Below are 20,543 nucleotides of genomic sequence, written 5' to 3'. Positions count from 1 at the left end.
GTGCCCCGCGCCCGCACACTCCGCAGCGCCGCCCCGGCGAGGGAAAACGCAGGTGAAAGGCGCTCCGAAACCTTGGTATGGTTGTCCATGTCGCCGCGGGGGAACACCCCGCACAGCGACAGACACCTTGTCCGGGTGGCGGAATGGCAGACGCGCTAGCTTGAGGTGCTAGTGCCCTTTATCGGGCGTGGGGGTTCAAGTCCCCCCTCGGACACTCGCGGAAGCGAAACGAGGACCCCGGCCCACGGCCGGGGTCCTCTTCGCGTGCGCGGGCCCCCGCGGTCGGCGGCGGAAAATCCGTGGCCCCTCCCTCCCGCCGCTGCCTACACTCACCGGACGCAGAGCAGACGGGCGCCCACCGCGGGTGCCCGTGACCAGTGAGGGGAGACCGTCGTGCGTGACCGCACCGCCGTCGTCGCTCCCCGTCCCCGGTACACGGTGATCCTCGTGTCCCGGTCCCTCCGGTGCCCGCCGCGCGGCCGGTACCGGATGCCCGTGACGTCCGCCTGAACCACGCCCGGCCGCATCCCGTCGACCCCTTGTGAGGCCGGCGGGAACGGCGCGCGCCCGGCGCGCTCACGGGGAATCGCGCTGCCCGTTTTCCGGACCGACCATCCGAAAGGCCACGCGGCCATGCGCAGCACCTCCCTCGCCACCGTCCGCAACCTCGGCATCCTCGCCCACGTCGACGCGGGCAAGACCACCGTCACCGAGCGGATCCTCTACACCACCGGCACCACCTACAAGCGCGGGGAGGTCCACGACGGCACGACCGTCACCGACTTCGACCCGCAGGAGCGCGATCGCGGCATCACCATCTTCGCCGCGGCCGTGAGCTGCTCCTGGGACGGCCACCGGCTCAACCTGATCGACACACCGGGACACGTCGACTTCGCCGACGAGGTCGAGCGGTCGCTGCGCGTGCTGGACGGCGCCGTCGCCGTGTTCGACGCGGTCGCGGGCGTCGAGCCGCAGAGCGAGTCCGTGTGGCGGCAGGCCGACCGGCACGGCGTGCCGCGGATCGCGTTCGTCAACAAGATGGACCGGGCCGGTGCCGACCTGGACGCGGTGGTCGCCTCCCTCCGCGAACGGCTGCATCCCGCGCCGCTCGCCGTGCAGCTGCCGATCGGTGCGGAGGACGGCTTCACCGGCGTCGTCGACCTGCTGCGCATGCGCGCACTCGTGTGGGCGGACGGTGCGGGAAGGCCCGAGGAGCAGCCGGTGCCGGACGCGCTGCGCGAGGAGGCGGCACACAGGCGACGGGCGCTGGAGGAGGCGGTGGCCGAACGCCACCCGGCCGCGCTGGAGGAGTTCTGCGACCGCGAGACGCTGACCGCCGGCACCCTCGCCGCGGCGCTGCGCGACCTGACCCGCGACGGCGACGCCGTGGTCGTGCTGTGCGGCTCCGCCTACCGCGACCGTGGCATCGAGCCGCTGCTGGACGCCGTGGTGGCCTACCTGCCGTCCCCCGAGGACGTACCCCCGGTGCGCGGCACGCACGACGGCACGGAGCAGGAACGGGACGCCGACCCCGCCGCACCGCTGGCCGCCCTGGCGTTCAAGGTCAACGCGACGCCGACGGGCCGGCTCACGTACCTGCGGCTGTACTCGGGCACGATCGAGAAGGGAGACACCGTGTGGGACGCGGGCACGCGCCGCACCGAGCGGATCGGCCGCATCCTGCAGGTGCGGGCCGACCGGTACGACCCGCTGGAACGGGCGGTCGCCGGGGACATCGTCGCCGTGATCGGACCGAAGTCCGCCCGCGCCGGCTCCACCCTGTGCGCCCCGGACGCCCCGCTCGTCCTGGAACCTCCGGGCGTCGCCGAACCGGTCGTGCACGTCGCCGTCGAGGCCCGTCGGTCCGCCGACACCGACCGGCTGGCCTCCGCCCTCGCCCGGCTCACCGAGGAGGACCCCTCGCTGGCCGTGCGGAGCGACCCGGAGACCGGGCAGACCGTCCTGTCCGGCATGGGCGAACTGCACCTGGAGGTCGCGGTGGAGCGCGTACGGCGCGAGCACGGCATCGAGGTCACCGTGGGCCGCCCGGGTGTGGCGTACCGCGAGACCGTCGGCGCGGGCGTGACCGGGTTCGTCTTCCGGCACGTCAAACAGGACGGTGGCGCGGGGCAGTTCGCGCACGTCGTGCTGGACGTCGCGCCGTGGGACGAGGGCGGTTTCGTCTTCCGCTCGACGGTCGTCGGCGGGCGCGTGCCGCAGGAGTTCGTCCGGGCCGTCGAGGCGGGATGCCGGGACGCCCTGGCCGAGGGGCCGCTCGGCGGGCACCCGGTGACCGGTCTGTGCGTCACGCTCACCGACGGCCGGACCCATGTGAAGGACTCCTCGGACACGGCCTTCCGCACCGCCGGCCGGCTGGGCCTGCGCGACGCGCTGCGGGCCTCGGCGATGGTCCTGCTGGAGCCGGTCGTGGAGGTGACGGTCACCGTGCCCGAGGACGGCGTCGGCGGGGTGCTCGGTGATCTGGCCGCCCGCCGCGGCCGGGTCACCGGTTCCGAGCCGCGGGCCGGTGCGGCGGTCGTCACGGCCACCGTGCCGCTGGCCGAGCTGTTCGGCTACGCGACCCGGCTGCGCAGCCGCACCCAGGGCCGCGGCACCTTCACCGCCCGGCCCACCGGCTACGCGCCGGCGCCGGCCGTGACACCGGTGCCGTAGGGCGGGCCGGTCCCCTCCCCGAGCGGGAGGGGACCGGTACCGGCACGCACCGTCAGGGGTAGGACACCACCGTCGACGGCACGGTCGACGTCCCGGACGTGGGTGCGCCGGTCTCGTTGACGACGTGCTCGTACTGGCCGTTGCCGCCCAGCGACACGACCAGCAGCCCGTGGAAGCGGACACCGGGCCGGTCCGGCGCGGCGAAGCCGTGGTGCTGCACGATGGAGGGGTTCACGTTGTAGTAGCAGTAGCTGCCCAGGCCCCAGCCCTCGTGCTCGGTGACGTGGTCGGCGACCTTGTAGGCGGCGTAGCCCCTGACCGAGCCGTTCTGGATCGCGGCCTGGTCGGGGGCGTCGTACGCCTTCTCGTTCTGGAAGAAGACCGTGCGGCCCCGCTGGCCGTTCCACTGCACGTCGTACTTGTTGAAGTGCTCCACGAACAGGCCGGTGATCAGGACGTCGTCGCCGTTGACGACGACGCCGTAGTCGGCCCGGTTGGTCTCCCAGCCGACCCCGTCGCCGTGGTCGGCGCGCCACACCCACGTGTGGTCGACGATGGTGTGCCGGCTGTTGATCACCATGCTGGTGGTGGCCCTGCCGGGGCCGGCGCCGCCGATCCGGACGAACACGTCCTGGACGGTGACCGGGTCGGCCGAGTGGTCCCGGGACGCGCCCCGCGGCCCGACCTCCAGCAGCGTCGCCGAGTTGACCGGGCCGGCGTCGACGAGGAAACCGGCCAGGCGTACCCCGTCGACGTCGGCGACCCTCAGTGCGGTGACGCCGTTGCCGGGGACGAGCGTGGCGTAGCCGAGGCCCAGGACGACCGTGCCGGCGCGGTTCACGGTGACCGTGCGGTCGAGGTGGTAGATCCCCGGCGTGAGCAGCAGGTGGAGGCCCTGGTCGAGGGCCTGGTTCAGGGTGTCCGCCGTGACGCCCGGCTTGGCGACGTAGAACCGGGACAGCGGCAGCGAGGTGCCGCGGGGGGTCCCGTTGCCCCATGACACGCCGCGGGCGCCGGTCCGCTTCTCCGGCAGGAACACCCGGTACTCGCTGCCCTCCACGTACAGGAAGGGCTTCTCACGGGAGACGGGCGTGGTGTCGAGGGTGGTGTACGGCGGATCGGGGAAGCTCTGTGCGGGGGCGCCCTCGACTCCTGAGAACACCATGTTCCACACGGCGTTGGTCCAGCCGCCGACCGCGCTGTCCCGTGTGTACCACTGCTGCTGCGAGTACGGCCCGACCTGGCCGTCGACACGGCTGTCGGCGATGTAGCCGCCGCTCGCCCAGCCGTAACCGTCAGGTGCCAGATCGAGACCGCCGCGGACGTGCATGCGCCGGAAGGGCGCCGCCTGGGAGACCGCCCAGCGGTTGGTGCCGCTGACCGGGACGAGGGCGAGGTTCTCCGCCGAACGCCAGAAGTTCTGGGTGGCGTTGCCGCCGAACCAGCCGGCGTCGACCGTCACGTCGCCGTTGATGGTCGTGTCGTCGGGGGAGAGGCCGAGGCCGGCGACGGAGGTGTAGAAGCCGAGCTGGGCGTTGAGCCCGTGGTAGGTGCCCGGCTTGAACAGCAGGGCGTAGCGGCCGGTGCCGAACTGGGCCGACTCCTGCTGCCGGAAGACCTCGTCCAGCCGGGCCTGGATGCCGGGCGTCGACGGGTCGAAGACGAGGACGTTCGGGCCGAGGTCGCCGCCGCCCGGAAGGGCGCGGGGGCCGCGCCGGGAGCCGGAGGACGCGGACGCCGTGCCCGGCAGCGCGGCCAGCGCGGGGGCCGCGGCGGCCGCCCCGAGGAGGGTGCGGCGGCGCATGCCGGAGGGCTCGGGCGCCGAAGGGGCCGTGGGGGAAGAGGGCATGGGGGGCGGCTCTCCTTGTTCGGGAAGTGAACGTGGTGGGGGTGGGGGAGCGCTCTCTGGGTGTGCATGCTTCATCCGTGTGCACAACTCGTCAAGAGTTGTGACCGGTTCTGTCGCGTCGCGTTCAACAAGTGCGGGCAATGGGCCACTTGATCCTTCTGTCGATTCCCTTGACACCCTCCCGCCGCGCCCCCAACACTCCCACTCGGGAGAGCGCTCTCCGAGACCCCACCGACCTTCCCAGGAGGTCTCCATGCCACGGAGATCGAAAGTTCTGTCCGGCACTCTCGTCGCAAGCGCGTTACTGCTCACCTCGATCGGCGTCGGCACGCTCGCCTCCGCCGCGGACACCCCCGCCCCGGCCGCGCACACCCACGCGGCCGGCCACGGGCACACCATGGCCGCCTCGACCGCCTCCTCGCCCGAGGACCCGGACGGCGACGGCTACATCCTCGCGAACCCGCAGGTCACCGGCGTCAGCCCGTCCACGAAGGAGCCGCCGCACCGCTACTTCCACGAGTTCCAGGCCAACTGCTCGGTCACCCACACGGCGCCGGACGACCCGATCGTCTATCCGCAGCAGCCCGGCAAGTCGCACGACCACACCTTCATGGGCAACACCACGACGAACGCCCACAGCACGACGGCCTCGCTCGCCGCGGGGAACACCACCTGCCTCGCTCCCGGCGACCGGTCGGGGTACTGGATGCCGACCATGTACAACGGTGACCGGCCGGTGCTGCCGGTCGGGCCGCAGACCATCTACTACAAGGCCGGCGTCACCGACTACACCAGCGTGCGGCCCTTCCCCAAGGGCCTCAGGTACGTCGTCGGCAGCCCCATGCAGAGCGCCCAGGAGTTCCGCGACCATCCAGGCTTCGTCGAGGGCTGGGAGTGCGGCGACAGCTTCTTCAACGTCGGCTTCCCCACCGACTGCCCGTCCCGCCCGGACGTCAAGGTCAACATCCGTTTCCAGGCCCCCAGTTGCTGGGACGGCAGGCACCTCGACACGCCGGACCACAAGAGCCACATGGCATACCCGGTGGTCAATCCCGGCACCAACAACAACATCTGCCCGGCCAGTCACCCGGTCGCCCTGCCCATGATCGAGTTCAAGATGGCCTTCCCGGTCAACGGCGACCTCTCGAGGGTCCGGCTGGCCAGCGGCCCGAGCCACTCGTGGCACTACGACTTCTTCAACGCCTGGGACGAGCCCACCCTCCGGGCCATGGTCGACCACTGCATCGTCGGCGGCCTCCAGTGCAACGCGCGCGGCTACGACGAGACCCACCCCGAGGCCGGCGCGGCCCTGAACGAGCACTACGAACTGCCCTGACCCGACGACTCCCCCCACCCGGCCGGCTCACGGACGACGAGACGGCCGCACCGAACGGGCCGGCCCGGCCCCGCGCCTCCCGCGACGGCCGGGCCGCCCCCACCCCGCACCCCGGAGACCCCGCATGAGCCGACCGCACACCCCCGTCCGCAGACTCACCGCGCCCCTGACCGCCGCCCTCCTCACCGTCGGAGCGCTCACCGCGCTGCCCGCCGCCCAGGCGCACGCCGCCGGCAGCGTCGTCAAGGTCACCGGCGGCCAGGGTGCCTGGCAGCTGACCGTGAACGGCAGCCCCTACCAGGTCAAGGGCCTGACCTGGGGCCCCGCCGTCGCCGACGCCGACCGGTACCTGCCCGACCTGCGCTCCATGGGCGTCAACACCATCCGCACCTGGGGCACCGACGCGAGCAGCCGCCCCCTGTTCGACTCCGCCGCCGCACACGGCATCAAGGTCATCGCCGGCTTCTGGCTCCAGCCCGGCGGCGGCCCGGGCAGCGGCGGCTGCGTGAACTACCTGACCGACACCGCGTACAAGGACCGGATGCTCGCCGAGTTCCCCCGCTGGGTGCAGGAGTACAAGGACCACCCCGGCGTCCTGATGTGGAACGTCGGCAACGAGTCCGTGCTCGGCCTGCAGAACTGCTACAGCGGCGCCGAACTGGAACGCCAGCGCGACGCCTACACGACCTTCGTCAACGACGTCACCAGGAAGATCCACGCCGTCGACCCGAACCACCCGGTCACCTCCACCGACGCCTGGGTCGGCGCCTGGCCGTACTACAAGAAGAACGCCCCCGACCTCGACCTGTACGCCGTCAACTCCTACGACGCGGTCTGCGACGTCCGCGGCGCCTGGGAGCAGGGCGGCTACACCAAGCCCTACATCGTCACCGAATCCGGCCCGGCCGGCGAGTGGGAGGTCCCGGACGACGCCAACGGCGTACCGAGGGAACCCACCGACCAGGCGAAGGCGGAGGGCTACACCAAGGCCTGGAACTGCGTCACCGGGCACCGCGGCGTCGCCCTGGGCGCGACCCTGTTCCACTACGGCACCGAGTACGACTTCGGCGGCATCTGGTTCAACCTGCTGCCCGCCGGCCAGAAGCGGCTGTCCTACTACGCCGTGAAGCGGGCCTACGGCGGCGACACCTCGCGTGACAACACCCCGCCCGTCGTCACCGGCTTCGGCGTCGAGGGCGACGCCGGCAAGGTCCAGGCGGGCAAGGACCTGGTGCTCACCGCCCGGGCCACCGACCCGGACGGGGACCCGATCGCCTACGAGGTGCTCACCAACAGCAACTACATCGACCAGAGCAAGCAGTTGACGCCGCAGCCCTACACCGACCTCGGCGGCGGCCGCCTCAGGATCACCGCTCCCGACCGGCCCGGCGTGTGGAAGCTGTACGTCAAGGCCACCGACGGCCACGGCAACGTCGGCGTGGAGACGCTCTCGGCACGGGTCGTACCGCCCGCCGTCGGCGGCACCAACGTCGCCCTCGGCAAGCCGGCCACCGCCTCCTCGTACCAGGCGAGCTACGGCGACTGCCCCTGCACCGCCGCCGACGCCGTGGACGGCGATCCGAACACCCGCTGGGCCAGCGACTGGAGCGACCCGCAGTGGCTGCGGGTGGACCTCGGCGCGCGCACCACGTTCCGGCACGTGCAGCTCCACTGGGAGGCCTCCTACGCCAAGGCCTACACCGTCCAGACCTCCGACGACGGGACGAACTGGCGGACCGTGCGCACGGTGACCGACGGCAACGGCGGCGTCGACGACCTCGACGTGACGGGCACCGGCCGCTACGTCCGCGTGAACGGCACGGCGCGCGGCACCGGTTACGGCTACTCGCTGTACGAGTTCGGCGTCTACAACTGACGGCCGGCGATTCGACCGAGGGGGAGGGACCCGGGTGGGGACCAGTGAGGAAGACATCGACCGGCTGCTGGGCAAGCTGACACCACGCGCCCGAGCACTGCTGCTCGACGGCGCCACGACCTGGCGCACCCGCGCCGAACCGGGCGTGGGCCTGCGCGAGGTGGTGATGTCCGACGGCCCGGCGGGCGTACGCGGCCAGTCCTGGGACGAGCGCAGCACGTCGGTGCTGCTGCCCTGCGCCACCGCGCTCGCCGCCACCTGGGACGAGGCGCTGGTCGAACGCCTCGGCGGCCTCCTCGCCGCCGAGGCACGGCGCAAGGGCGTGCACGTCCTGCTCGCCCCCACCCTCAACCTGCACCGCAGCCCCCTGGGCGGCCGGCACTTCGAGTGCTTCTCGGAGGACCCCGAACTGACCGGCCGCATCGGCGCCGCCTTCGTCCGCGGTGTCCAGGCCCAGGGCGTGGCCGCGACGGCCAAGCACTACGTGGCCAACGACTCGGAGACCGACCGGCTCACCGTCGACGTCCGCGTCGGCGAGCGGGCCCTCAGGGAGGTCTACCTCGCGCCCTTCGAGGCCGCGGTGGCCGCCGGGGTCGGCCTGGTCATGGCCGGCTACAACGCGGTCAACGGCACCACCATGACCGCGAACGCCCTGCTCACCGACCCGCTGAAGAGCGAGTGGGGCTTCGACGGCGTCGTCGTCTCGGACTGGGGCGCGGTGCGCGAGACGGTGGCCACCGCGTGCGCGGGACTGGACCTCGCCATGCCCGGGCCCGACAGTCCCTGGGGTGAGGCCCTGGCCCGGGCGGTGGCGGACGGCAGCGTGCCCGAGGCGGCCGTCGACGACAAGGCGCGCCGCCTGCTGCGGCTCGCCGCCCGCTGCGGCGTCCTCGGCGAGGAGGAGCCGCCGGCCCGGGCACCCGTCCCCACCCGCCGGACCCGGGCCCTGGCCCGGCGGGCGGTCGCCGCGGGCGCGGTACTGCTGGCCAACAGGGACGTCCTTCCGCTGGACGCGGACCGCCTCGGGACCGTCGCCGTGATCGGCGCGCACGCGGCGCGGACCCGCACCCAGGGCGGCGGCAGCGCCGGCGTCTTCCCCCAGGACGAGGTCTCCGTCCTGGACGGCGTCCGGGCCGCACTGCGCGGCCGGGCCCGCGTCGTCCACGTCCCGGGCCCCCGTCCGGACGGGCCGCCGCCCCCGCTGGACACCGCCGCGTGCACCGACCCCAGGTCCGGCCGTCCCGGCGTCCTGCTGCGCATGCTGGACGCCACCGGCGCCGAGCTGTACGCAGAGCGGCGCGGCGGCGGGCGGCTGCTGGAACCGCGCCTGGTGCCGGGGGCACACACGGTCGAGATCAGCGCCCGGCTGCGTCCCCGCACCGCGGGCCGCTGGACCCTGGGCGTGGCCGGCTTCGGCCGGATGAGCCTGAGCCTGGACGGACGGGTCCTGCTGGACGGCGACTTCCCGCCGGCCACCGACGACCCGGCGGTGCTCCACGTCGACCCGCCCGCCCGGTACGCCGGCGCTGAACTCGCCGCCGGCCGGGACGCCCTGCTCGTGGCACGGCGCGCACTGGCACCCGGCACCGGCCGGGCCACCGTCGTCAGCGTCGCGCCGCCGGCCCCGGACACCACCGCGTCCCTGGCCGCGGCGGCCCGCGCGGCCCGGGCGGCGGACGCGGCGATCGTGGTCGTCGGCACCACCGAGCACGGCGAGTCGGAGGGCCACGACCGTACGGACCTGTCGCTCGGCCACACCCAGGACGCGCTGGTCCGGGCCGTCGCCGCGGCCAACCCCCGCACGGTCGCCGTGGTCAACAGCGGCGGGCCGGTCGAGCTGCCCTGGCGGGACGCGGCCGGCGCGATCCTGTTGGCCTGGTTCCCCGGCCAGGAGGGCGGAGGCGGGCTGGCCGACGTGCTCTTCGGACGCGCCGAGCCGGGCGGACGGCTGCCCACCACCTGGCCGGCCCGCCTCGCCGACGCCCCCGTCACCCGCACCCGCCCGGCCGGGGGACGCCTCGCCTACGACGAGGGCCTGCACATCGGCTACCGCGGCTGGCTGCGCGAACACCGCACCCCCGCCTACTGGTTCGGACACGGCCTCGGCTACACCACCTGGGCGTACGAGGAGCTGTCCGTGGCCCCGGTGACGCGGGCCGGGGACGACCTGACGGTCCGGGTCCGGGTGCGCAACACCGGGGCCAGGCAGGGCCGGGAGGTCGTACAGGTCTACCTCGCCCGTCCGGCGGCCGTCGTCGACCACCCCGAGCGGTGGCTCGCCGGGTACGCGGCGGTCCACGCCGGGCCAGGGGAGACGGTGACTGCGGCGGTGCGGGTCCCGGCGCGGGCGCTGCGCCACTGGTCGGTGCGGGAGCACGCCTGGCGCACGGAAGCGGGACGCTGCCGGGTACTGGCCGGGCGGTCGGCGGGCGATCTGCCGCTGGCCGCGGAGACGGAGGTCGTCGTACGGGGATGACGCCGCCGGCGCCACGGAGAGCGCCACGGGGGAGCGCCACGGGAGAGCGCTCTACCACCGCTCGGCGCCGCCGTTTAGGGTGCGGGCATGAGCAGACAGGCCCCGACCCTCGAGGACGTGGCCCGGGAGGCCGGCGTCTCCCGGGCCACCGTCTCGCGGGTGGTCAACGGCGTGCGCAACGTGGACCCGGCCATCCAGGACCTGGTCCGCCGCGCCATCGAACGCACCGGGTACGCCCCCAACCAGGCCGCACGGCAACTGGTCACCCGGCGCACCACGACCGTGGCGCTGGTGGTCTCCGGCGCCGGGGACGCCTCGGACACGGAGCAGACCGCGTTCGCCACCCGGGTGTTCGCCGACCCGTTCTTCGGCCGGGTCGTCGGCGGCGTGGTCGGCCATCTGCGGCCCCGCTCGATGCACCCGGTGCTGATGTTCGCCGAGACGCCCGCCGCCCGGCAGGAGGTCATCGGGTACCTCAGGCAGGGCGGCGCGGACGGTGCGCTCGTGGTGTCCACGCACCCGGACGACCCGCTGCCCGCGCTGCTCGCCGACGCCCGGCTGCCGGCGGTGCTGTTCGCCCGCCCAGGGCGTCCGGTGCCGCTCAGCCACGTCGACCTCGCCCACCGCGACGGCGGGCGGCTCGCGGCCGAGCACCTGCTGGCCCGGGGCTGCCGCCGGATCGGCACCGTCACCGGGCCGCTGGCCGTCGCGGCGAGCCAGGAACGCCTGGCCGGGTTCCGCGACACCCTCGTCCGGCACGGGCACCCGCACGTGCCCGTCGCCGAGGGCGGCTTCACGGTCGACAGCGGCATGGCGGCCATGAGCACCCTGCTGGACGAACATCCCGGCCTCGACGGGGTGTTCACCGCCAACGACCTGATGGCGCAGGGGGCCGTCCAGGTGCTGCGCGACCACGGGCGCCGGGTGCCCGAGGACGTCGCGGTCATCGGTTTCGACGACTCCAGCGTGGCGGTCACCTGCCGGCCCCGGCTCACCACCGTCCGCCAGCCGGTGGAGGAGATGGCGGCCACGATGGCCCGCCTGCTCGGCGAACACATCGACGGCACGCGCGGCGAGCCGGCTTCGGTGCTCTTCGAACCGGAACTGGTGATCCGCGACTCGGCGTAGCGACGACGGGTTTTCGGGCGGCAACGGCGCCGGGTGGGGGAGGGTGCCGGGGGCGCGTCGACGTCACGGCAGGGGCGACGCCCGGCGGACCGTACGGCGGCGGCGTCCCCGCGCACGACCGCCCCCGCCCCGCGGGACGCGCGCTCCGCCGGTCAGGGGAGGCGTGCCGGGCTCTCCGGCCGCTCGGCGCCGCCCGCGCGCCGTCCGGGCCCCGCCAGCCTGCCGCCGAGCGCCGTACGCCACGCCGGCGGCGTCGCGGGGGAGTCGACGGGGGCGCCGTGGCCGCCGCGGGCGAAGAACGCGGCCAGCGGCAGGAGGGCGGCGCCCAGGGTCACCGCGTCCGGGCCGAGCCGGCCGAGGGCGATGCCGACCCGCCCGGCCGGGTGGCGCAGCGCGTGGGCGTGCGCGTGTTCCCGCACCGACTCCAGGAACCCGGGGCCGAGCCGGAGCCCGGCCCAGCCGCCGACGAGGACGCGTTCGGGCTGGAAGAGGTTGATGAGGTCGGACAGGCCCGCCCCCAGGTACTCGGCCGTCTCGGCGAGCACCCGGACCGCCACCGGGTCCGGCTCCCGGCCGTCCGGAGGGTGGGCGGCGCGCAGCATGTCGGTGAGGGCGGCCTCCTCGTCGTCGGTGCCGGACGGCGGCCGCCCGCCCGCCTCCCGCCAGCGCGCCAGCAGCGCCTCGGCACCGGCGTACGCCTCCAGGCAGCCCCGGGCGCCGCACCGGCACCGGCGGCCCCGGACCCGTACCGTCAGGTGCCCCCACTCCACCGCGCGTCCGTGCTCGGCCTCGTCGCTCACGACGCAGGCGCCGACGCCGGAACCGAACAGCACCACGACGGCGTTGCGGGCGCCGCGTCCGCCGCCGAACCACATCTCGGCCTGCCCCGCGGTCTTGGCGCCGTTGTCGATGAACAGCGGCACCCGCGCGTGCAAACGCCCCGAGTCCCGCAGCAGTCGCTCCAGCGGCACGGCGTCCCAGCCGATGGTCTGGCCGTGCACGAGCGTGCCGTCGGCGGTGTGCTCGACGATGCCGGGCACACCGACGCCGACGCCGAGCAGGTCGCCGGACCCGCGGCCCTCCCCGGCCCGGTCCAGCACCTCCGCGATGCCGTCGAGGATGTGACCGGCGACGACCCCGACGTCGTAGGTCCTGGTGCCGTGGCCGGTCAACGGGCGTTCGGCCCGCGCCAGTTCGGTCATCGCCAGGTCGAACAGCTCGACGCGCACCCGGGTCTCGCCCACGTCGACGCCGATGAGCCGTCCGTGACCGGCGGTGATCCGCACGAGGGTGCGCGGCCGGCCGCCGTCGGTGCCGAGGCTGCCCGCCTCCTCCACCACGCCCTCGGTGAGCAGTTCGGCGACGACGTTGCTGACGGAGCCCGAACTCAGCCCGGCCGCCGAACCCAGCGCGACCCGGCTCATCGGGCCGTCGAAATACAACCGTTGTAGAACGGCGGTGCGGTTCTCCCGCCGCAGGTCACGGACCGTTCGTCCGCTCGCCCTGGCCATCCGGCACCCTCCTTCACCGCTCCCGGCCGGCGGCCGGCCGTGCGCGACACCTTGACGCGTCTTTCTCTTGAGGTTTAACTCACGTCCTAAATTAAGCCATGAGGGGCTTCGGGAAGCGAACGGGGTGTCGTTTCCGGAAGCCGCCCTCGGACTTCCCGCCTCCCGGAAAGGGACCAGGAGCCATGCGCAGCATCCGAGCCGCGGCCGTAGGCGCCGTCACCATGTCTCTCGCACTCGCCGCCACGGCCTGCGGAGGAGGCTCCTCCTCGGGCGGCGGGTCCAACGACTCGCCGAAGGAACTCACCTACTGGGCTTCCAACCAGGGCGCCAGCATCGAGGTCGACAAGAAGGTCCTCCAGCCCGAACTCGACAAGTTCGAGAAGAAGACCGGCATCAAGGTGAAGCTGGAGGTCGTGCCCTGGTCCGACCTGCTCAACCGGATCCTCACCGCCACCACCTCCGGCCAGGGCCCCGACGTCCTCAACATCGGCAACACCTGGAGCGCCTCGCTCCAGGCCACCGGTGCCCTGATGCCCTGGGACGCGAAGAACTTCGGCAAGATCGGCGGCAGGGACCGCTTCGTGGACTCCGCCCTCGGCTCCACCGGCGTGCAGGACCAGGACCCGGCCGCGGTCCCGCTGTACTCGATGGCGTACGCGCTCTACTACAACAAGAAGATGTTCGCGGACGCCGGCATCACCGAGCCGCCGGCCACCTGGGACGAGCTCGTCGAGACCGGCAAGAAGATCTCCAAGGGCGGCAAGTGGGGCCTGGGCGCCGAGGGTTCCAACCTGTCGAACAACATCCACCAGGTCTTCGTCCTCGGCAAGCAGCACGGCGCCGACTTCTTCACCCCCGACGGCAAGCCCGACTTCACCTCCGACGGCGCGGTCGCGGCCGTCAAGCAGTACGTCGACCTGATGGCCGAGAACAAGATCGTCGCGCCCGGCAACGCCGAGTACGCGCAGAACCAGTCCCTGAGCGACTTCGCCAAGGGCAAGACCGCGATGGTGCTCTGGCAGACCGCCTCCGCCACCTTCAAGACCATGGGCATGAAGGACGACGAATGGGGCGTCGCCCCCGCACCCGTCCCGTCCGGCACCCCCGGCGCCGGCACTGCCACCAACTCCATGGTCGCCGGCATCAACATGGCCGTGTTCAAGAACACCGACAACGTCGACGGCGCCACCGAGTTCGTGAAGTTCATGACCAGCGACGACGAGCAGAAGATCCTCAACAAGGCGTACGGCTCCATCCCGCCGGTCAAGGCCGCCCAGACCGACCCCGCCTTCAACACCCAGGGCACCGCCGTCCTGCGCGAGACCCTGGCCGCCAGCGCCGCCGCACTGCCCCAGGTGCCCGACGAGTCGCAGTTCGAGACCGCGGTCGGCACGGCCGTCAAGGAACTGTTCGCCGACGCCGCGGCCGGCCGCGCGGTCACCACCGAGTCGGTGAAGGCCAAGCTCGCCAAGGCCCAGCAGCAGATGCCGACGAAGTGAGCACCCCCACCGACACCCCACGGACACGGACATCGCCATGACCACCACGACCGCCTCGGCGCGGCCCGGCGAGCGGACGGCCGGCAAGAGCTCCCCCGGTGCGGCGCGCGGACCCCGCCGCCGCACCGGGCGGATCCGCCGCATCGGACTGCCGTACCTGCTGCTCCTGCCGGCCCTCCTCCTCGAACTCCTCGTCCACCTGGTGCCGATGGTCATCGGCATCGTGATGAGCTTCAAGGAGCTCACCCAGTTCTACATCCGCGACTGGACCACCGCCCCGTGGACCGCGCTCGACAACTACCGCATGTCGGTGGACTTCGACGCCCCCGTCGGCGAGGCGCTGCTCCACTCCTTCCTGGTCACCTGCGGTTTCACGATCCTGTCCGTCGGCCTGTGCTGGTTCCTCGGCACCGCGGCGGCGATCAGCATGCAGGACTCCTTCCGCGGTCGCGGCCTGCTGCGGACCGTCTTCCTGGTGCCCTACGCCCTGCCGGTCTACGCGGCGGTCATCACCTGGGCGTTCATGTTCCAGCACGACAACGGCCTGGTGAACCACGTCCTGCACGACCAGCTCGGCCTCACCGACAAGCCCTCCTTCTGGCTGATCGGCGACAACAGCTTCGTCGCCCTGCTCGTGGTGTCGGTCTGGAAGGGCTGGCCGTTCGCCTTCCTCATCGTCATGGCCGGCCTGCAGAACATCCCCAGGGAGCTCTACGAGGCGGCGTCCCTGGACGGCGCCGGCGTCTGGCAGCAGATCCGCCGCATCACCCTGCCGTCCCTGCGCCCGGTCAACCAGGTGCTGGTGCTGGTGCTGTTCCTGTGGACGTTCAACGACTTCAACACGCCCTACGTGCTGTTCGGCAAGTCCGCACCGGAGGCGGCCGACCTGATCTCCATCCACATCTACCAGTCGTCGTTCGTCACCTGGAACTTCGGCACCGGCTCCGCCATGTCCGTCCTGCTGCTGCTGTTCCTGCTGCTCGTGACCGGCGTCTACCTGCTCCTGACGTCGCGTGGACGGAGGTCCGCCCGTGCCTAGGTCCCCGATGGCCATGCCGCGCTCCTTCCTCTGGACGCGCCGCGTCTTCCTGACCCTGCTCACCGGCTTCGTGCTGCTGCCGGTGTACGTCATGGTCTCCAGCTCGCTGAAACCTCTGCAGGACGTCTCGGGCAAGTTCCGCTGGCTGCCCAGCGGCCTGACCTTCCGCCCGTACATCGACATCTGGTCGACGGTCCCGCTGGCCAAGTACTTCGTGAACTCCCTCGTCGTGGCGGGCGCGGCGACCGTCTGCTCGGTCGTCATCGCGGTCTTCGCCGCCTACGCCGTCAGCCGCTACGAGTTCCGCGGCAAGCGGGTCTTCTCGGTGACCGTCCTGTCGACGCAGATGTTCCCCGGCATCCTCTTCCTGCTGCCCCTGTTCCTCATCTACGTGAACATCGGCAACGCCACCGGCATCGCCCTGTTCGGCTCCCGCGGCGGCCTGATCCTCACCTACCTGACCTTCTCCCTGCCCTTCTCCATCTGGATGCTGATCGGCTACTTCGACTCGGTCCCGCGCGACCTGGACGAGGCCGCGCTCGTGGACGGCTGCGGCCCGCTCAAGGCGCTCGTCCGGGTCGTGGTCCCGGCGGCGACCCCGGGCATCGTCGCCGTCGCCGTCTACGCCTTCATGACCGCCTGGGGCGAAGTGCTGTTCGCCTCGGTGATGACCAACGACGCCACCCGCACCCTCGCCGTCGGACTCCAGGGCTACTCCACGCAGAACGACGTGTACTGGAACCAGATCATGGCCGCCTCGCTGGTGGTGAGCGTCCCCGTGGTGGCGGGCTTCCTGCTCCTCCAGCGCTACCTGGTGGCAGGCCTGACCGCGGGCGCGGTCAAGTGACCGCCGCCGCAGAACGATACGAAACCGAAAGGACCCCCGTGAGCATCGACCTCGCCGCACTCCCGCACGACTTCCTGTGGGGCACGGCCACATCGGCGTACCAGATCGAGGGGGCCGTGGCGGAGGACGGCCGTTCACCGTCGATCTGGGACACCTTCTCCCACACCCCCGGGAAGATCGACAACAACGACCACGGCGACGTCGCCTGCGACCACTACCACCGCTGGCGCGAGGACATCGACCTGATGCGCCGGCTCGGCACCAACGCCTACCGCCTGTCGGTCGCCTGGCCGCGCGTCGTGCCCGGCGGCGACGGCCCCGTCAACGCCAAGGGCCTCGCCTTCTACGACCGCCTGGTCGACGGCCTGCTGGAGGCGGGCATCACGCCCTCCGTGACCCTCTACCACTGGGACCTGCCGCAGGTGCTCCAGGACCGGGACGCCGGCTGGCAGGCACGGGCCACCGCCGAGCACTTCGCCGCCTACGCGTCCGTCGTCGCCGAGCGCCTCGGCGACCGCGTCACCCACTGGGCCACCCTCAACGAGCCGCTGTGCTCCGCCTGGATCGGCCACCTGGACGGCGTCATGGCCCCGGGCCTGACGGACCTCACCGCGGCGGTCCGCGCCTCCTACCACCTGCTCCTCGGCCACGGCCTGGCGATGCGGGCCATCCGGTCGGCCGCCCCGGACGCGCAGGTGGGCATCGTCAACAACCTCTCCACCATCCACGCCGCCACCGACCGCGAGGAGGACCTGGCCGCCGCGCGCCGCATGGACGGGCACACCAACCGCTGGTGGCTCGACCCGGTCCACGGCCGGGGCTTCCCCGAGGACATGCGCGAGGTCTACGGCGTCGAACTCCCCGAGCGCGCGGGCGACATGGAGCTGATCGGCGCCGACCTGGACTGGCTGGGCCTGAACTACTACTTCCCCCAGACGGTGGCCGCCGACCCGACGGCCCCCGCCCCGTACGTCCGCACCGTCCGCCGCATCGGCGTCCCGCGCACCGGCATGGACTGGGAGGTCGACGCGAGCGGCATCGAGGACCTGCTGCTGCGCCTGACGAACGACTACGGGGCGCGCAGGCTGTACGTCACGGAGAACGGTTCGTCGTACCCGGACGTGGTCCGCCCCGACGGCACGATCGACGACCCGGAACGGCAGGACTACCTCGCCGCCCACCTGGCCGCCTGCGCCTCCGCCGCCCGCAAGGGCGCCCCGCTGGCCGGCTACTTCGCCTGGTCCCTCCTGGACAACTTCGAGTGGGCGTACGGCTACGACAAGCGCTTCGGCCTGGTCCACGTCGACTACGCGACCCAGGTCCGCACGATCAAGGGCAGCGGACGGCGGTACGCGGAGATCATCGAGGCACACGGTCGGGAGAGGGGCCGCCGGGCCGCCTGAGACCCCGTGGTGGGCGCGGATGCGGGAGTCCGTGCCCACCACGGTCCGCGTTGCTTCATATGTCAGATGTCAGGTGCATGACATTTCACGTCCGCTCTTCGTCGTCGTCCCGAAGGAGAAGATCCGCATGCCGTCCCGCACCCCCCGCACTCTCCTCACCGCCCTGACCGCGCTCGCCCTGCTGGCCGCGGTCCCGTCCCTCACGAGCCACGCCGCCGCCGCACCGTCCGCCGCGGCGGACGCGGCCTGGGACACCGACCGCGCGGCCGCCGCCTATGCCGCCGACCCGGCCGCGGTCACCGCATCGGCCAGTGAGAACGCCGGCACCGCACCCGGCCTCGCCTTCGACGGCGCCGCCGGCACCCGCTGGTCCAGCGACTTCACCGACGGCGCCTGGATCCGCGTCGACCTCGGGACGACGATCCGCGTCGACCGGGTGACGCTGGACTGGGAAGCGGCCTACGGCAAGAGATACGTCCTGGAAGCATCCACGAACGGCACCGACTGGAAGCCCTTCTACACGGAGACGGCCGGCACCGGCGGATCGGTCACCGCGCACACCTACCCCCAGGAGGTGCGGGCCCGCTACGTCCGCATGCGCGGCATCGAACGCGCCACCCCCTACGGCTACTCCCTCTACTCCTTCAAGATCTACGGCGGCGCACCGGCCCCCGCGTCCACCACCCGCACCAACCTCGCCCTGAACCACCCGGCGTACTCGAACGTCTACCAGCACGCCGGCAACTCACCGGCCTTCGTCACCGACGGCGGCCGCCCCGCCGACCTCAGGGGCGACGCCACCCGCTGGTCCAGCGACTGGAACGCCGACCGCTGGGTCTCCGTCGACCTCGGCGCCACCTCCACCGTCGACACGGTCGACCTGTACTGGGAGGCGGCCTACGCCGTCGACTACGAACTCCAGGTCTCCGACGACAACCGCACCTGGCGCACGGTGTACCGGCCCTCGGCGTCCGAGGCCGCAGCCCGCCGCGCGGACGTCAAGTCCCCGGGCGAGGCGACGGGCCGCCACGACACGGTCCGCCTCCCGCAGCCCGTCAGCGGCCGCTACGTCCGCATGCTCGGCAAGGAACGCCGCTCCTTCTACAACCCCGCCCCGGCCACCGCCCAGTTCGGCTACTCCCTCTACGAGTTCGAGGTCTGGGGCACCGGAGGCAGCGCGGCCGCCGCCTACCCGGCGCTGCCCGGCGAACAGTCCGGCACCTACCGGACGACGTTCTTCGACGACTTCACCTCGGCCGCACTGGACCGCGGCAAGTGGCGCGTAGTCCGCACCGGCACCGAGATGGGCTCCGTCAACGGCGAGGCGCAGGCCTACGTCGACTCGGCCGACACCATCCGCCTGGAGAACGGCGCCCTCGTCCTGCGCGCCAAGCACTGCAAGGGCTGCACGAAGGCGGGCGGCGGCACCTACGACTTCACCTCCGGCCGCATCGACACCAACACCAGATTCGACTTCACCTACGGCCGGGTCAGCGCCCGCATGAGACTCCCCGTCGGCGACGGCTTCTGGCCCGCCTTCTGGCTGCTCGGCAGCAACGTCGACGACCCCTCCGTGTCCTGGCCCGCCTCCGGCGAGACCGACATCATGGAGAACATCGGCTACGGCGACTGGACCAGCACCGCCCTGCACGGCCCCGGCTACTCGGCCGACGGCAACATCGGCGCACGCCAGGTGTACCCGGGCGGCGGCCGGGCCGACCAGTGGCACACCTACGCGGTGGAGTGGACGCCGACCGGCATGAAGTTCTCCGTCGACGACCGCGTGGTCCAGGAGACCACCCGCAACAAGCTGGAGTCGACGCGCGGCGCGTGGGTCTTCGACCACGACCAGTACGTCATCCTCAACCTCGCCCTCGGCGGCGCCTACCCGGCCGGCTGGAACCAGGTCACCAGCCCCTACTGGGGCCTGCCGCAGTCCAGCGTGGACCGGATCGCGGCCGGCGGAGTACAGGTGGAGGTGGACTGGGTGCGGGTGGAGCAGAAGGGGTAGCCGCCGCGCGTCAGGCGCCCTTCCGCGCCACTCCGCCGTAGATGCCGATCGGCGGGGCGTCGGGGCGCCGTACCTCCTCGGGGCGCCAGTCGGTGACCCGGACCAGCCCCGGCTCGACCATCTCGAAGTCGCCGAACAGGTCGAGGACCGCCGCGTGCGACCGCAGACGCAGGGAGGCGGTGGCGTTGTCGTAGACGGCCGCCGCATCCTCGCGCCGGTCCTCGTGGACGTCACCCGTCGCGTGCGACAGGACGAGGTAGGACCCGGCCGGCAGCGCGTCGCGCAGCGTGGCGACGATGCCGGCCGGGTCCTCGGCGTCGGCGACGAAGTGCACGACGGCCACCAGCAGCAGCGCCACCGGCCGGCCGAAGTCGATGACGGCGCGCACCTCGGGATGGCCGAGGATCGCCCGGGGGTCGCGCAGGTCGGCCTGGACGACAGCGGTGTCCGGGTCGTCCGACAGTGCCCTCGAGTGGGCCGCGACGATGGGGTCGTTGTCGACGTACGCGACCCGGGTCTCCGGGGCGACCGACCGTGCGATCTGGTGCACGTTGGGCTCGGTGGGCAGACCCGTGCCCACGTCGAGTATCTGACGGACGCCGCCCTCGGCCACCACGTGCCGCACCGCGCGGTGCATGAAGTGCCGGTTGGCGAGAACGCCCTCGCGCACCTCGGGCGCCGCCTTCATGAACTGCTCGGCGGCCCTCTGGTCGACCTCGTAGTTGTCCTTCCCGCCGAGGAAGTAGTCGTACATGCGGGCGGGATGGGGCCTGCTCGTGTCGATCGGGTCGGCGTGGGCGGCGCTCTCGCCACTGCTCAGGGAGGTCATGCGGCCTGACTCCGTCCTCAACTCGTGTGCCACGCACGGCACAAGCGTGGTGAGCACCGGCGTGAG

At 72.6% G+C, this 20,543-nt stretch carries 13 protein-coding genes and 1 tRNA gene; 11 read left to right on the top strand and 3 right to left on the bottom strand.

The window, feature by feature from the left end; translation table 11 throughout:
* Window positions 1-129: 129 nt before the first annotated feature.
* Window positions 130-214: transfer RNA gene (locus ACGF3H_RS09670), tRNA-Leu, on the top strand.
* Between the two features lie 419 nt (window positions 215-633).
* A complete protein-coding gene (fusA, locus tag ACGF3H_RS09665; RefSeq protein WP_362488133.1) occupies window positions 634-2,673 on the top strand; it encodes an elongation factor G in 2,040 nt (679 codons plus the stop codon).
* 52 nt (window positions 2,674-2,725) lie between these two features.
* Here the strand turns inward: fusA and ACGF3H_RS09660 are convergent, their stop codons facing one another.
* On the bottom strand, window positions 2,726-4,522 hold the full coding sequence (locus ACGF3H_RS09660) for a coagulation factor 5/8 type domain-containing protein (protein ID WP_362488135.1): 1,797 nt from the start codon (window positions 4,520-4,522) through the stop codon (window positions 2,726-2,728).
* A 253-nt stretch (window positions 4,523-4,775) separates the two neighbouring features.
* Between ACGF3H_RS09660 and ACGF3H_RS09655 the strand changes: the two genes are divergently transcribed.
* The 4 genes from ACGF3H_RS09655 (at window position 4,776) to ACGF3H_RS09640 (ending at window position 11,338) form a co-directional block, all read left to right on the top strand.
* Complete coding sequence (locus ACGF3H_RS09655; RefSeq protein ID WP_362488136.1) at window positions 4,776-5,858, top strand: DUF1996 domain-containing protein; 1,083 nt, start codon at window positions 4,776-4,778, stop codon at window positions 5,856-5,858.
* Between the two features lie 124 nt (window positions 5,859-5,982).
* Window positions 5,983-7,734 carry a discoidin domain-containing protein gene (locus ACGF3H_RS09650; RefSeq protein WP_362488139.1) on the top strand — a complete coding sequence of 584 codons (1,752 nt, stop codon included), beginning with the start codon at window positions 5,983-5,985 and terminating at the stop codon, window positions 7,732-7,734.
* A 34-nt stretch (window positions 7,735-7,768) separates the two neighbouring features.
* Window positions 7,769-10,210: a glycoside hydrolase family 3 C-terminal domain-containing protein gene (locus ACGF3H_RS09645; RefSeq protein ID WP_362488141.1), complete on the top strand. Its 2,442-nt coding sequence runs from the start codon at window positions 7,769-7,771 to the stop codon at window positions 10,208-10,210.
* 87 nt (window positions 10,211-10,297) lie between these two features.
* Window positions 10,298-11,338 carry a LacI family DNA-binding transcriptional regulator gene (locus ACGF3H_RS09640; protein ID WP_362488143.1) on the top strand — a complete coding sequence of 347 codons (1,041 nt, stop codon included), beginning with the start codon at window positions 10,298-10,300 and terminating at the stop codon, window positions 11,336-11,338.
* A 152-nt stretch (window positions 11,339-11,490) separates the two neighbouring features.
* Here the strand turns inward: ACGF3H_RS09640 and ACGF3H_RS09635 are convergent, their stop codons facing one another.
* Window positions 11,491-12,849: an ROK family protein gene (locus ACGF3H_RS09635; protein WP_362488145.1), complete on the bottom strand. Its 1,359-nt coding sequence runs from the start codon at window positions 12,847-12,849 to the stop codon at window positions 11,491-11,493.
* Between the two features lie 182 nt (window positions 12,850-13,031).
* On the opposite strand from ACGF3H_RS09635, the gene ACGF3H_RS09630 reads away from it, so the two are divergent.
* The 5 genes from ACGF3H_RS09630 (at window position 13,032) to ACGF3H_RS09610 (ending at window position 19,648) form a co-directional block, all read left to right on the top strand.
* Complete coding sequence (locus tag ACGF3H_RS09630) at window positions 13,032-14,348, top strand: sugar ABC transporter substrate-binding protein (RefSeq protein WP_362488147.1); 1,317 nt, start codon at window positions 13,032-13,034, stop codon at window positions 14,346-14,348.
* Between the two features lie 37 nt (window positions 14,349-14,385).
* Window positions 14,386-15,387: a sugar ABC transporter permease gene (locus tag ACGF3H_RS09625; RefSeq protein ID WP_362488150.1), complete on the top strand. Its 1,002-nt coding sequence runs from the start codon at window positions 14,386-14,388 to the stop codon at window positions 15,385-15,387.
* Between the two features lie 7 nt (window positions 15,388-15,394).
* Window positions 15,395-16,234: a carbohydrate ABC transporter permease gene (locus ACGF3H_RS09620; RefSeq protein ID WP_362488435.1), complete on the top strand. Its 840-nt coding sequence runs from the start codon at window positions 15,395-15,397 to the stop codon at window positions 16,232-16,234.
* Window positions 16,235-16,272: 38 nt separating this feature from the next.
* Complete coding sequence (locus tag ACGF3H_RS09615; protein ID WP_362488152.1) at window positions 16,273-17,637, top strand: GH1 family beta-glucosidase; 1,365 nt, start codon at window positions 16,273-16,275, stop codon at window positions 17,635-17,637.
* Window positions 17,638-17,764: 127 nt separating this feature from the next.
* Window positions 17,765-19,648, top strand: a complete 1,884-nt coding sequence (locus ACGF3H_RS09610) for a discoidin domain-containing protein (RefSeq protein WP_362488154.1) — start codon at window positions 17,765-17,767, stop codon at window positions 19,646-19,648.
* A gap of 10 nt (window positions 19,649-19,658) precedes the next feature.
* Here ACGF3H_RS09610 and ACGF3H_RS09605 read toward each other — a convergent pair whose 3' ends face one another.
* Window positions 19,659-20,477, bottom strand: coding sequence for an SAM-dependent methyltransferase (locus ACGF3H_RS09605; protein WP_362488156.1), 819 nt, complete (start codon window positions 20,475-20,477; stop codon window positions 19,659-19,661).
* Window positions 20,478-20,543: the final 66 nt, after the last annotated feature.

It is taken from the genome of Streptomyces sp. NPDC048185, from assembly GCF_043202495.1.
GTDB lineage: Bacteria > Actinomycetota > Actinomycetes > Streptomycetales > Streptomycetaceae > Streptomyces.
Note: the sequence above shows the minus strand (reverse complement) of the source record. Positions and strands in the feature narration are given on the sequence as shown.

Coding starts and splice junctions, on each gene's coding strand:
- fusA (WP_362488133.1), top strand. CDS start 634: ATGCGCAGCACCTCCCTCGCCACCGTCCGCAACCTCGGCATCCTCGCC.
- ACGF3H_RS09660 (WP_362488135.1), bottom strand. CDS start 4,522: ATGCCCTCTTCCCCCACGGCCCCTTCGGCGCCCGAGCCCTCCGGCATG.
- ACGF3H_RS09655 (WP_362488136.1), top strand. CDS start 4,776: ATGCCACGGAGATCGAAAGTTCTGTCCGGCACTCTCGTCGCAAGCGCG.
- ACGF3H_RS09650 (WP_362488139.1), top strand. CDS start 5,983: ATGAGCCGACCGCACACCCCCGTCCGCAGACTCACCGCGCCCCTGACC.
- ACGF3H_RS09640 (WP_362488143.1), top strand. CDS start 10,298: ATGAGCAGACAGGCCCCGACCCTCGAGGACGTGGCCCGGGAGGCCGGC.
- ACGF3H_RS09635 (WP_362488145.1), bottom strand. CDS start 12,849: ATGGCCAGGGCGAGCGGACGAACGGTCCGTGACCTGCGGCGGGAGAAC.
- ACGF3H_RS09630 (WP_362488147.1), top strand. CDS start 13,032: ATGCGCAGCATCCGAGCCGCGGCCGTAGGCGCCGTCACCATGTCTCTC.
- ACGF3H_RS09625 (WP_362488150.1), top strand. CDS start 14,386: ATGACCACCACGACCGCCTCGGCGCGGCCCGGCGAGCGGACGGCCGGC.
- ACGF3H_RS09620 (WP_362488435.1), top strand. CDS start 15,395: ATGGCCATGCCGCGCTCCTTCCTCTGGACGCGCCGCGTCTTCCTGACC.
- ACGF3H_RS09610 (WP_362488154.1), top strand. CDS start 17,765: ATGCCGTCCCGCACCCCCCGCACTCTCCTCACCGCCCTGACCGCGCTC.
- ACGF3H_RS09605 (WP_362488156.1), bottom strand. CDS start 20,477: ATGACCTCCCTGAGCAGTGGCGAGAGCGCCGCCCACGCCGACCCGATC.